12 protein-coding genes are annotated in these 13220 nt (G+C 48.1%); all 12 read left to right on the top strand.

What is annotated here, in order from left to right; genetic code table 11:
- The first annotated feature begins 27 nt into the window (after positions 1-27).
- Positions 28-210, top strand: coding sequence for a hypothetical protein (locus tag J4G02_18900; protein MCE2396606.1), 183 nt, complete (start codon positions 28-30; stop codon positions 208-210).
- A gap of 91 nt (positions 211-301) precedes the next feature.
- Positions 302-589, top strand: a complete 288-nt coding sequence (locus J4G02_18895) for a BrnT family toxin (GenBank protein MCE2396605.1) — start codon at positions 302-304, stop codon at positions 587-589.
- Positions 558-1610 carry a tetratricopeptide repeat protein gene (locus J4G02_18890; GenBank protein ID MCE2396604.1) on the top strand — a complete coding sequence of 351 codons (1053 nt, stop codon included), beginning with the start codon at positions 558-560 and terminating at the stop codon, positions 1608-1610. The genes J4G02_18895 and J4G02_18890 overlap by 32 nt, the downstream gene beginning before the upstream one ends.
- Complete coding sequence (locus J4G02_18885) at positions 1586-1981, top strand: type II toxin-antitoxin system death-on-curing family toxin (GenBank protein MCE2396603.1); 396 nt, start codon at positions 1586-1588, stop codon at positions 1979-1981. The genes J4G02_18890 and J4G02_18885 overlap by 25 nt, the downstream gene beginning before the upstream one ends.
- Before the next feature lie 248 nt (positions 1982-2229).
- Positions 2230-3102 (top strand): carbonic anhydrase family protein, encoded by an 873-nt coding sequence (locus tag J4G02_18880; GenBank protein ID MCE2396602.1) that lies wholly within the window; start codon positions 2230-2232, stop codon positions 3100-3102.
- An 81-nt stretch (positions 3103-3183) separates the two neighbouring features.
- Positions 3184-3375, top strand: coding sequence for a GxxExxY protein (locus J4G02_18875; GenBank protein MCE2396601.1), 192 nt, complete (start codon positions 3184-3186; stop codon positions 3373-3375).
- Positions 3376-3447: 72 nt separating this feature from the next.
- On the top strand, positions 3448-4149 hold the full coding sequence (locus tag J4G02_18870; protein ID MCE2396600.1) for an FRG domain-containing protein: 702 nt from the start codon (positions 3448-3450) through the stop codon (positions 4147-4149).
- Positions 4127-4924 (top strand): tetratricopeptide repeat protein, encoded by a 798-nt coding sequence (locus J4G02_18865; protein ID MCE2396599.1) that lies wholly within the window; start codon positions 4127-4129, stop codon positions 4922-4924. Before J4G02_18870 ends, J4G02_18865 begins: the two co-directional genes overlap by 23 nt.
- Positions 4925-5616: 692 nt before the next feature.
- Positions 5617-6444 carry a tetratricopeptide repeat protein gene (locus J4G02_18860; GenBank protein ID MCE2396598.1) on the top strand — a complete coding sequence of 276 codons (828 nt, stop codon included), beginning with the start codon at positions 5617-5619 and terminating at the stop codon, positions 6442-6444.
- A 267-nt stretch (positions 6445-6711) separates the two neighbouring features.
- Complete coding sequence (locus J4G02_18855) at positions 6712-8346, top strand: cation transporter (GenBank protein MCE2396597.1); 1635 nt, start codon at positions 6712-6714, stop codon at positions 8344-8346.
- A 1263-nt stretch (positions 8347-9609) separates the two neighbouring features.
- Positions 9610-12099: a DUF1553 domain-containing protein gene (locus J4G02_18850; protein ID MCE2396596.1), complete on the top strand. Its 2490-nt coding sequence runs from the start codon at positions 9610-9612 to the stop codon at positions 12097-12099.
- A gap of 122 nt (positions 12100-12221) precedes the next feature.
- Positions 12222-13220: DUF1501 domain-containing protein (locus tag J4G02_18845; protein ID MCE2396595.1), on the top strand; the 999-nt coding region annotated here is incomplete at its 3' end.

The following is a 13220-nucleotide window of genomic DNA, read 5'->3' as shown; positions in this document are numbered from 1 at the left end:
TTCATAGGTTTGTAGTAGCGCAATTTATTGCGCGTTCAAACGGGCGATGAATCGCCCGACTACCAACCAGAAACCGGGGGACCTAAAGCGTTGTGGTATCATATTATCGACATAACGCTTGAAATAAACAGGGCGTCTTTAATCCGTGTAATCCCTGAATCCGTGACAATCCGCGATTCAGAAAACGAAGAAATCACCATTGTGAAGTAAGTCATCCAACCATGCAATTAGACAGCAAACTAATGATTTCCAGTTTCAACTTTTTGATGTATAGTTGTGTATAATATATGGACACCGTCGTATGGATATCGGATTTATATGGGATGAAGACAAATATCAAGAAGTGCAAAGCAAGCATGGTGTCCAGTTTTACGAGGTGGTCTCTGCATTTGATGATCCAAACGGATACGAAACCCCCGATTCCACCGTACATGAAGACCGGTGGGTATTGGTAGGGATGACCGCCAGTGGTCGAGTATTGGCAATTGTTTTTTCTGATGAAGATGTGCCAATCTACCGTTTAATTACTGCATTTGATGCGGAAGGGAAATTGCTCGATGAATACTACAAAAGAAGAAATGGAATTTGATTATCAAACGTATATGAAAGACTACGTGCCGGATCCAGACAAAATTCATTGGGGACTAGAGGCACGTCAAAAACGACGCGAAGCAGCAATCCATAACAATCGCGGTCTTACTTACGAAGAAAAAGGAGATTCTGACCGTGCCGTTGAAGCTTTGACCAAGGCAATAGAACTGAATCCCCATTATGCCTACGCCTATAACAATCGCGGTGTCGCTTACCGCAATAAAGGAGATTATGACCGCGCCATCGAAGATTTGGACAAAGCAATAGACCTGAAACCCCATTATGCCAATGCCTATTTCAATCGTGGCAATGTTTACAGAAAAAGGGACGATTTTGATCGCGCTATTGCAGACTATACCAAAGCGATAGAATTCAAGCCTAATAATGCTATAGCTCATTACTATCGTGGGTTGGTTTATATGGTCAAAAGCGAGATTGGGCGTGCCATTGAGGATTTCACCAAAGCAATAGACCTGAAACCTGATTATACCGAACCCTATCGCCATCGTGGGTTGGCTTATGTCATCAAAGCAGATTTTGACCATGCGATTGAAGATCTGGGCAAAGTAATAGACCTGAAACCCGATTTTGCTGGTGCTTGGTTCCATCGTGGTATGACTTACTACTGGAAAGGGGAGATGGAGCGTGCTATTGCGGACTATACCAAGGCGATAGAACTCCAATCTAATTTTGCTGAAGTTTATTGCAGCCGTGGTGAGGCGTGGTTACAGCTGAGAGAATGGGAAAAAGCCAAATTAGACCTGACTAGTGCCAGAGATATGGGGGTGGATATTATTACTTCATTTCATAATGACTACGAAGGCGTTGCGGACTTTGAGCGAGGAAATGAGGTTAAGATCCCGGCAGATCTTGCTGAAATGCTGACACCCCAGGGAGGCACCATAGGAGAAAAGGCAGAGCAGGAAGCCACCCATGAATCAGCAAGTGATTTTGAAATCGTCTTAGACGAAATAGTAAGAAAATACAATCGAGCATGGAAAACGCTGGCGAAACCTTGAGATATTTGACAATTGTGGAAATTCTGAGAGTTGCTGAGAAGCATGTAGGTAGCTATCAGTTGTTAAACGAAAATCAGTTACACTATTTGGTTGAAATAGTTAGCGCGAAATTGGGTGATACAGAACTGTTTCCGACTTTGCCCCAAAAAGCTGCTGTATATGCCCATCACATTATTACTGGACACCTGTTTTCCGATGGGAATAAACGTATCGGTCTGACCTGCGCGCTTGCATTTTTAGTTTTGAATGGCTGTTCCCTTCATCGGGACATTGATGATTTGATTATTGATCTTGGCTTTAACATTGCGGATGGGACGATAACCGATCTTGACATAATCGCCGAGCATTTACAATCATGGATTCAGCGATAGACGGATGAATCAGTGATATTTACATATCCATCTAATTGAAGGCAGAAATTGTACAGGATAGCAAGCTCAATCACGACTAGGGCAGATAACACAGATTGCGCCGATGTTTTTAATCCGTGTAATCCTTTAATCCGCGATAATCCGCGATTCAGACAGAGATACAAGTTGTGCGCATGGTCAGAAAATAAGTTATAATAGACGAAGCTATGAATCTATCCCAATGCACCGAAACGGAGGCTATTTGATTGATGACTACACGATTCAAAATCTATTTACTACTGACAAGGCTCGATTTGCAGAGTCCCTATATTACACGGAGATTTATCCTTGCTATCTGTTTTGTTATGTGTATGACGGCTTGTGGAGGGGCAAAAGATTTGCCCCTCCATACCGACAAGGTGGAGTGGGGTTATGCAGCGGAGAATGGACCGGACGTTTGGGGGCAGCTTAATCCGGAATACAGTCTTTGCGCCGAAGGGATGCACCAATCACCGATCGACCTTGTGAACCCGATGCCAACCAAACTTCCGACTATCTTTTATGAGTACTACCCCGCAACGGGTGTGGACATCCACCATAATGGACATACGATTGAAGTGGCGTATCCTGAAGGCAGCAGAATCCATATTGATGGCACTCACTATCAACTGCTCCAATTCCATTTCCACGCGCCTAGTGAACATACGGTAGCGGGTAAACCGTTTGACATGGAAATGCACCTCGTTCACAAAAGTGAAGAGGGCAATTTAGCAGTCGTTGGTCTGTTAATCGAGAACGGTCGTCACCACCCTGCGTTTGATCCAGTCTGGGCATATTTACCGTCCACCCCGCTCGAAACACAGCGTATTGAGAATGTCATAATTGATCTCGCTTTGATGTTGTCGCCAAATAAACAGATAACCGATGAGGCGGTGAAGACTTTTCCCAGCACCTACCGCTACAACGGTTCACTGACGACCCCGCCTTGTTCAGAAGGAGTCAAATGGATTGTGCTAACAACGCCCGTTGAGATGTCTGAATCGCAAATTGCGGCATTTAAAGCGATTATCCATGGCAACAACCGGCCGGTACAGCCATTGAATGGGCGTGAACTGCTCCTAGATGCCCCAGGAGTGCCCTAAATTATAAGTCCCCCTGATAAGGGGGATTTAGGGGGTTAAAAATAAAAAAATCTCGCGCCGCGTGCTAAATTTGCGCAAGTCCTGTTAATTCTAAAATCTACCATATTTTTAGAATCCACCATAAAAGCTATCTCCGAATTGGAAAAGGTACATACAGCTCAACCGTTAAATTATTTGCGAGCCTATCGGCTAGAAGTGGGATTATTGCTTAACTTCGGCTCAAAAAGTATGACATTCAAAAGATTGATCCTCTCACCCCCGAATCGTCGTTGACGCAGATAACGCCTTTAATCCGTGCGATTCAGACAATGAAGAAATCACCATTGTAGTGGAAAAATCATAAGCATGAAAAATCAACCCAATCCCCAAAACGACCTAAACGCGATTTTGGAAGTCCTTCGTGAGATAGCAGAAAAATCAGATAGCGGCAACTACATCTACCGCGGCGAACCTGAAGATTATGACAGAGTGTCGTCAAGCCTTTGGCGTGAATGCAAGAGAAAAATGGAGACGGAGGACTTTGATATACAGGCTATCGAAGAGCCAATACTGGACTCGGCTAAAAACTATACCTCTGAACAAGAGGAGATTGAAATCTGGGCGGAACTCCAACACTATGGGGGGCACACCAATCTGATAGACTTTACCACCGACAGCCATATAGCCCTCTTCTTCGCCTGCGATCGCTTCTTTGACAAACCCGGCAGGATTATTTTTTTGGGAGAGGAAGCGCAGGACGAGAATCGAGTTGAGAAAAAAACTCAAAATCCACGAAATCGCATCATAGCCCAGAAGAGTGTGTTCATCCGACCACCCACGGGAGTTGTTGAACCAGACGATGTAATCACTATCCCAGCACGTCTCAAACAACCGATATTAGGCTACTTGGACAAACATCACGGTATATCTACAGAAACCATCTACAACGACCTCCATGGGTTTATTAGAAACCAAGACGTGCACCAGATTGCCTCTATAGCGTTTTATGTCGGGTCAATCCAGCAACACACAGGAGACGCGGAGAATGCAGACACAAGCGAAACTTGAACATTACGATAAGGCAATTGAGCACTATAGCACAGCAATAGCATTGCAACCCAATTTTGTCATCGCCTACAACAATCGTGGCATTGCTTACGCTGATAAAGGCGAGCATGACCTTGCCATTGAAGACTTTAACACGGCAATCAAGTTGAAACCGGACTATGCTATCGCCTACAATAATCGTGGAACGGTTTACCGGATCATAGGCGAGTATGACCGTGCGATTGAAGACTGTAATAAGGCGATAGAACTCGATCCCGGTTATGCTGAACCTTATAGCAATCGTGGTGCGGCCTATCGGGAAAAAGGCGAGATTGGTCGCGCTATCGCAGACTATGACAAGGCGATAGACCTGAAACCTGATTTCGTCGAGGCACATTACAATCGTGGGATTGCTTATATTAAAAAAGGCAATTTTGACCGTGCCATCGTAGGCAATACTAAGGCGATAGAACTGAAACGTGACCTCGTTGAAGCGTATACCAATCGTGGAGTTGCTTACGCGAACAAAGGCAATTATAACCGTGCCATCGAAGATTATACCCGAGCGGTAGACCTGAACCCTGACCTTGCCGAAGCCTATTACAATCGCGGTGAAGCACGGTTACACTTGGGAGAATGGGAAAGAGCCAAAGTAGACCTGACAACTGCCAAAGACATAGGGAGGGATATTATCGCTTCATTTCATAACACCTATGAAAGCATTGCGGACTTTGAGCGGCGAAATGGGATGAAGTTACCAGAAGACCTCGCCGAAATGCTAACACCTGAGCAATAAGCATCACCACCGACGTTTTTTAATCCGTGTAATCCCTAAATCCGTGATAATCAGCGATTCAGACAATAAGCGGATTGTGATTGTAGAGGTGTATCGGGGCAGGGATGCCCCTCCCACGTCCAGCGGCGTAGATAGCGCACTTCTTAAATCCGTGCAATCCTTTAATCCGCGATAATCCGCGATTCAGACAAAGTAAAAACTTACGCACATGGTCAAAAAATAGGTTATAATAACCCAAGTTGCTAGGGCATATTGACACTTATGTGGAATCTTGCTCATAAATCGATACGAATATGGCAGGTCAGCAAACCTGAGTCGAAATTAATACGGCATCAGCAAACTTAGTCAATACTATATGGCAGGTCAACAAGCCTTTCAAGGCAACCGGTTTAGCATAGCACACATCTGTAAAACCGCTCAAGTATAGTAGCCATCGGGGTTCTTGACACACCCGCCAATTATGAATACCCGTCTAGGTCATTGAAAATATTTTTTTTACCTGTCAGTGCCCTGCCAAACCTGTGAATCGTCCGGGATGGGGTGTAAATAGCCATATCGAAACAGATCGATGAAGCAAAAATTCTCCAAGTTACAAATCCGATCACAGTTGACGCAGATAACGTCTTTAATCCGTGTAATCCCTAAATCCGTGATAATCCGCGATTCAGACAATGCAGAAAGGAGACGGCTCGGTGAGTCGGACAAAAGACCTGGACCTTGATTATCAAGCGTATCTGAAGGAAAACGCGTCAGATCCAGACAAAATCCACCGGGGACCAGAGGCACGCCAAAAACGACGTGAAGCCGTCCTCCATAACAATCGTGGGGTGGCTTACGCGAACAAAGGCGATTATGACCTTGCAGTTGAAGCATTTACCAATGCGATAGCGCTGAATCCGAACCTTGCTATGGCGTATAGCAATCGTGGCGGTGCTTACCGCGACAAAGGGAACTACGACCGCGCCATCGAAGATTGTACCAGAGCGATAGAGTTAAACCCTGACCTCGCCATGGCGTATAACAATCGTGGCGGCGCTTACGAGCGCAAAGGGGACTATGGCCGCGCCATCGCGGACTATACCAAAGCGATAACGTTCAAACCCGATCTTGCAGAGGCTTACGGGAATCGTGGCGGTGCTTACGCGAACATAGGGAATTATGACCGTGCCATCATAGACTATACCAATGCGATAACCCTAAATTCCAATGTTGCCCAATCCTATAACAATCGCGGGGTGGCTCACTATAAAAAAAGGGATGACGACCGCGCCATCGCGGACTATACCAAAGCGATAGAACGCAAGCCCGATTTTGCGGAAGCCTATTACAATCGCGCCGAAGCGTGGTTACATCTCGGAGAATGGGAGAACGCCAAATCAAATCTAACCGTTGCCGTAACGATGGGATTAAATATCATTCAAGGGTTTCGTAACGAATACGCAAGCGTTTCGGACTTTGAGCAGCGAAATGGCGTGAAGCTACCGGCAGACCTCGCCGCTATGTTGACATTCCCGCAATAGGTCTCACCGCCGACGGAGCTTTTGAATCCGTGTAATCCCTTAATCCGTGCCAATCCGCGATTCAGACAACTTAGTCAGGGAAGCCCCAATGCCCCAACCCTTTATTGTTGACCTCCAGATACAAGTCGGTTATACTAGGGAGATTCAATATCCGAAAAGTGCAAGTGAAAGAAAATGATGACAAAGGGTAAGCCTATGGGCTTATTGGCTTTTACATTTCACGTTTCACAACCCTGTTCCAGAAGTCCGAGAATCGGAGTCCACTATATGAAACTAGGTGCTATACAGATCCATCGAGGATTCATGCTTCACGGCTTATCCCTCGGACTTTTGCTGTTGGTCAGCCTTTTGATACTTGTTCCGGGCGAATTGATTCCCATTCAAGGACAAACCCCTGAGCAGGTCAGTTATTACAAGCAGATCCGCCCGATCCTGCAACGAAGTTGTCAGGGCTGCCATCAACCGGCTGAACCGAACGGCGGTCTCGTCGTCACATCTTACGAAGCGTTCCAAGAAGGCGGGATGGGAGGTGCCTCTTTTATCCCCGGCAACCCCGAAGAAAGCATGATCATGGAGTACATATCGGGCGAAGACCCGCTTATGCCTCAAGAGGGTGAACCGCTAACAGCAGAGGAGGTTGAGCTGTTCAGCCGTTGGATCGCTGAATCCGCACTTGACGATACACCCGCCTCCGTCGACGATACAATCAGCCCCAATCAGCCACCAGTTTATACAGTACCTCCCGTTATCTCTGCATTGGCGTATTCGCCGGACGGAGAAACGCTAGCGGTCTCCGGATACCGGGAGATCTTGTTGCACAAATCCGATGGCTCAGAGCTAATCGGTCGGCTCGTTGGAGAAGCGCACCGAATCGAATCCATCGCATATACTTCAGATGGAAAGATCCTCGGCGCTGTCGGTGGAACCCCCGCCCAATTTGGTGAGGTGCAGTTGTGGGACACAAGCACCAATACCCTGATCCGATCGGTGCGACCAGTCTACGATACGTTGTACGGGATGTCATTTGCCCCGGATGGAGAACTCATGGCTTTTGGGTGTTCAGATAAAACCGTGCGCGTGCTTTCTGTCGCTGATGGGAAAGAGACACTTAAATTTGATAATCATAGCGATTGGGTTTTCGGCACCTTATTCTCTGTAGACGGGACGCACTTTGTGAGTGGTAGTCGAGACGGTGCCTTAAAGTTGGTCAATCTGAATAACGGTGCTTTCGTTGATGACATCAACGCCAGCAACAAGGGCTACGGGGGAATCAGTTGCATTAGTCGTCACCCCCAAGCAGACATGGTTTTAAGTGCGGGGGAGGATAGGGTCCCACGACTTTACCGTATCTTTCGGGAAACCCAAAGGGATAAAGGCAATACAGACTTTAACCTCATTCGAGAATTTGAGGCACACCCCGGACCGATTCATGCGGTCGGCTTTAACCAAGACGGCACAAAAATCGCTGTTGGCGACGTGAGCGGCACAGCGCGGATTTACGACGTGGAAGATGAAGAGCAGTTGGTAACGCTACAGGGAAACGACGCCGCTATTTTCGCCCTCGCGTTTCATCCCAACGGTCAGCAGATCGCGACAGGCGGCTTTGACGGAACTGTCCGGATCTTCAATACTACCTCTGGCGAGTTAGTCAAGGCGTTTGTGCCTGTTCCGATCAGCCCCAAGGCAAAAGAGGAATTTGTGCTGGATGTGACCGGTATGAGCTGTGGGGCATGTGTCGCCAAAGTGCAGAGCGCGCTTATCCATGTTTCTGGAGTTATCGGTGCTGAAGTTTCTCTTGAAACAAAGAGGGCGGTTATTAACGTTGAAAAAGGTAAAATCACCAGAGCCGACCTGATCGCCGTTGTTAAAGAAACCGGCTTCAGTGCAGCACCTAATTATTAACCAGTGGTGCTAGTTTGCAGCTGTTGATAACCTGAAACGTGATGCCCCGATAAATCGGGACAGGTTATGAAATGCCGTTCTCCTGATAATCAGGAACGAGTTAGGACGTGAAAATCATTGTTCCATCGCTTCACTTAGCCCCAGAGGGGCGACATGTCTATAGTACATAGATAAACAAATACCCGAAAGCCCCAGCGGGGCGACCTGTGTACCCGAAGGGTGAAATGTAACAAGAATGAATGAACTAATGAACAATGTAGAAACTTTCTCACTAATAGGGCGTGTTGCCATTTGAAAATTGAGCCAATTTTGATGGGCTTCGGACGCATTACCCCAGTGATTTAAGACAAATGGAACGGAAATCTCTGTTCCCTACGAAATATGCGCGCTTCTATGTGCCGGTGAGAACCATCGTAGGGAACAACGATCGTTGTTCACTACAACCGCTGTAAAATGTCAACAGAGCCTAGCACTCAATCAGATAAGTTTTGGGATTATTATATATGTTACCGTTTGCTTTCAACCATTATACCGAAGCATAATTTGCCTGACAGAGTACTAGTACATTGTCAGATAAATGTTAAGTAAGTAGGTCGAGATTCACATCTCGACAAAATACCCGGCATGTTACGCAATACATGAGCCAAAAGCAGATAGTCTTTGTACCCCGATCTGTTAGATTGTGATCCGAACCCGCAAACTATGGTGAATTCTAAAAATAAATAGACACTTTCGCTCCCCGTGTATGGTAGGCGCTGTTTCTAACTGCGCCGTTTCAACCCACACACCTATGTGATAGATTAGGAAACCGCACCTACCGGGCATGGGAAAAATATAGCATTACCGAATTATTTTTTGAAACCTCATTTATAGTGGATTCTAAAGATAAATAGACATTTACCAATAACTCCGACCGTCTCGAAGTTTTCCAAGGGGGGCTAGGGGGGTTGGGGGATTTAGGGGGTTGGCTGTGAATTGGGAGTGTCTAAGTAATTCTAAAATTTACCATGTTATATATGTTATCGTTTGCTTTCAATCAATATACACAAGCCTAATTTGCCTGACAGTGTACTAGCACCAAAGGCTATTAGGTGCTGTTGACATTTGACAGATTGCCCCTTACACCGTAGGCGGGGCATCTTGCCCCGCCGTAGCCTCGACCGGGAGATCGAGACTACAGGAGAATTACATGACCCTAGCTTTTGAATTCTAAGTGATGAATTAGGAAACCCACACAGTGCGCGGGTTTCAAGGAGGTAATTGATGGGAAAATCTAGGTATCACTACTTTGTAGCTGCTTTCCTCGCCGGGGCATTTGCCTGTTTCACTTGGGCTGCTTCCAATTGGAGCTTGGGACTGGCGCAGGCAGAGAGTCCGCAAGAGATAACAATTCCGAAAATAACTGCGCTAAAACTTCAGCCAGATTCGCTTGTGCTGGTGCACAAGCGTGATGTCCGCCGTGTGCTTGTATCAGGTCGAACGGAAGAAGGATATTGGATCGACGTTTCCAGAGCAGCAAGTTTCACACCCACTTCCTCAACCGTACAAATTGACAGTGAGGGATACCTACATCCAATCGAGGTTGGAACGACAAAAGTTACTGTCTCGGTCAGCGGAAAAAGCGTAGACTTGCCCGTTACCGTCCGCAGCGTTGATGAACCGCCAATTAGCTTCGTGCGCGATGTTATGCCAACCATCAGCAAGATCGGCTGTAACGCGGGCATCTGCCACGGTGCCGCCAAAGGCAAAAATGGGTTCAAACTTTCGTTGCGTGGCTATGACATGGATTTTGATTATCAGGCACTGATTCACGATATTTCAGGACGTCGTTTCAATCGCGCCTTTCCTGAGCAGAGCTTGATGTTACGCAAACCAACGGCAGATGTCCCTCATAAAGGCGGGCAGGTCATCAAGCCCGATTCACGCAATTATCAGTTATTCCATCAGTGGATCGCTGAGGGGGTCGTTTCGGATAGCAAATCGACGCAGCGGGTCGAACAGTTAGAGGTTTTCCCCAAATCCGTGGAAATTGCGATGCCGGGTATGACACAACAGATGCTTGTGATTGCCCACTACCCCGACGGGGAGGCACGCGATGTGACCCGTGATGCAATTTATACAAGCAGCGCTACTGAAGTTGCAACCGTGACGGACGATGGATTTGTAACCGCCGTGCGGCGCGGCGAAACCGCTATCCTCACCCGCTACGAAGGGGCTTATGGCACCAATGCCCTTATTGTTATGGGCGATCGATCCGGGTTCCAGTGGGTCGAAACCCCTGAATATAACGAGATTGACACGCTGGTTCATAACAAACTGAAACGTCTCAAGATTTTGCCTTCCGAACTCTGTACCGATGAAGAGTTTATTCGGCGGGTTTATCTGGATCTCATCGGTCTTCCTCCCACCCCCGCTCAATTTCGTGCGTTTCTATCCGATACAACAGCATCGAAAGCGAAACGTGAAAAACTGATCGATGCCCTGTTGGATAGCCCCGAATTCGTTCAGAACTGGACGCATAAGTGGGCAGACCTCTTGCAGTGCAATCGGCAGTTCCTCGGTGAGAAGGGGGCGTGGTTATTCCGAACGTGGATCCAGAATTCCATCGCTCAGAACAAACCGTATGACCAATTTGTTCGTGAACTCCTGACGGCATCGGGGAGCACCTATAAAAACCCCGCTGCGAACTACTACCGCGTTTCCCGCGAGTATCAGCCCGCTGTGGAAAACACGACCCAACTCTTCTTAGGGGTCCGCTTCCAGTGTAATGTGTGTCATGACCATCCCTTTGAAAAGTGGACGCAAAACCAATTCTATGAACTCGCCGCTTATTTCGGCAAAGTTGGGGTCAAGCCCGGGCAACTTCCAGATGAGGAAATCGTCTACACCAAGTACACCGGTGGCGAAGTTACCCATCCCAAGACAGCAGATGTCGTCATGGCATCGGTGCCGTATGGCGAAGCCGATGAAGTTGGATCTGGGATAGACCCCACCCAACCCGCGGATCCGCGCATAGCCCTTGCAAAATGGTTGACGGCACCGGAAAATCCACTGTTCGCCCGATCTGGTGCGAATCGCTTCTGGAGTTACTTCATGGGACGCGGTATCATCGAGCCGGTGGACGATGTCCGAACCAGTAACCCACCCAGCAATCCCGAATTGCTTGATGCGCTCACCGATGATTTCATCAAGAGTGGCTTCGACGTGAAACACCTGATGCGAAAAATCACCCGGTCACGAACATACCAGCAGAGTATCAAGACGAATCGCTGGAATGCGGACGATACAATCAACTTCTCGCACGCCGTACCGAGGCGGCTGACTGCCGAGCAGTTATTAGACGCCATCAGTGTGGCGACAGGCAGCCCGGCAAAGTTTGAGGAGGTTCCCAGCGGATTCCGCGCTGACGATGGCTTTCTGAAGTTGTTCGGTCGCCCTGAACGTGAGTCCTCCTGTGAATGCGAGCGTACCACCGAAGTCAGCCTCGCCCATGCGATGAATCTCATTAATGGACCCACCGTTGCGGATGCGGTCATCGCCCCCGATGGACGAATCGTACAATTGATGAAAGATGCGGCTGATGATCGGGCAGTGGTTGAGGAGATCTACCTAGCTGCGCTTTCTCGGAGGCCGCGTGCGGATGAATACAGAACAGCCCTCAATCATCTTTCCCACGTTGAGTCAAAGACTGAAGGGGCGCAGGATCTTTTATGGGCTTTGATTAACAGTCCGGCGTTTCTATTTAATCGGTAGTTCGATGGTGTCCTATCACGATGTAATAGCTTATACCGAAATGAATCCGCGTATGTGCGAATCGCAATACGCATCATGTTTTACGTTTCACGCATCACGTTCCACGGAAGGAGATCACAAGGATGTTCTCATTTTCTAGTGAACCGGGCCAATTATGTGATGGAGTCACCCGGCGAGAGTTTCTTCGCGTTGGCGGTGCAGCGATGCTCGGTTTGAGTTTGCCAAAAATTTTGGCACTCCAAGCCAATGCCGATACCGCGCTCGATCCATCCGAGCCACTCAACGGATTTGGAAATGCCAAGTCAGTTATTTTGTTGTTCCTTCAGGGCGGGCCCAGCCATATTGACATCTGGGATCCCAAGCCCGATGCCCCTTCCAACGTTCGAGGGGAATTCAAACCGATCCGGACCAACGTCTCCGGTATCTGGCTTTCCGAAACAATGCCGCTGCTAGCCAAGCAGATGGACAAAGCCACTCTCATCCGCTCAGTGAGTTACACACCCGCCGGACTCTTCAATCACACGGCGGCAATGTATCAAATGGTCACCGGCGAAACACCCGACAAGGTCAAGCCCTCAGGGCAACTTGATCCGCCTGCGCCGTATGACCACCCCAATGTCGCCTCGCATGTATCGAAGTTTCTCCCGCCCGATGTGCCCATGCTCGCTTCGGTCCAACTTCCAAGGCCCATGCAGGAAAGCAACATCATCGGCAAGGGTGGCAACGCCGGATTCTTGGGCAGGGCGTATGATCCTTATTTCCTGTTCCAAGATCCCAACGAAGAGATTAAACTCGATGATCTGAAACTGCGTCCGGAAGTGCCCCCCGTCCGTTTGGAGCAACGCAAAAACCTCCTTGAGACGATCAACGCAGGGATGCCAGAAATGGAGAAAGTTGCAGAGACCTATGCCCTGAACGAATATTATGACAAGGCGTATGATCTCATCCTTTCACAACGCGCACGGAATGCCTTTGATCTGACGCAAGAGCCCGACGCGATGCGTGACCGGTATGGTCAGCATACCTTTGGTCAGAGCGTCCTACTTGCCCGCCGTCTCATCGAAGCCGGAACCCGCTTCGTTCAGGTGAATTGGCCCTCAGTCGCCAACGGCGATCCGTTC

The sequence above is a fragment of the Candidatus Poribacteria bacterium genome (assembly GCA_021295755.1).
GTDB lineage: Bacteria > Poribacteria > WGA-4E > WGA-4E > PCPOR2b > PCPOR2b.
This window is presented reverse-complemented; position numbering and strand designations above follow the sequence as displayed.

What these genes read in the sequence shown, in the direction of transcription:
- J4G02_18895 (MCE2396605.1), top strand. Translation starts at nt 302, where the DNA reads ATGGATATCGGATTTATATGGGATGAAGACAAATATCAAGAAGTGCAA.
- J4G02_18890 (MCE2396604.1), top strand. Translation starts at nt 558, where the DNA reads ATGAATACTACAAAAGAAGAAATGGAATTTGATTATCAAACGTATATG.
- J4G02_18885 (MCE2396603.1), top strand. Translation starts at nt 1,586, where the DNA reads ATGGAAAACGCTGGCGAAACCTTGAGATATTTGACAATTGTGGAAATT.
- J4G02_18880 (MCE2396602.1), top strand. Translation starts at nt 2,230, where the DNA reads ATGACTACACGATTCAAAATCTATTTACTACTGACAAGGCTCGATTTG.
- J4G02_18870 (MCE2396600.1), top strand. Translation starts at nt 3,448, where the DNA reads ATGAAAAATCAACCCAATCCCCAAAACGACCTAAACGCGATTTTGGAA.
- J4G02_18865 (MCE2396599.1), top strand. Translation starts at nt 4,127, where the DNA reads ATGCAGACACAAGCGAAACTTGAACATTACGATAAGGCAATTGAGCAC.
- J4G02_18855 (MCE2396597.1), top strand. Translation starts at nt 6,712, where the DNA reads ATGAAACTAGGTGCTATACAGATCCATCGAGGATTCATGCTTCACGGC.
- J4G02_18850 (MCE2396596.1), top strand. Translation starts at nt 9,610, where the DNA reads ATGGGAAAATCTAGGTATCACTACTTTGTAGCTGCTTTCCTCGCCGGG.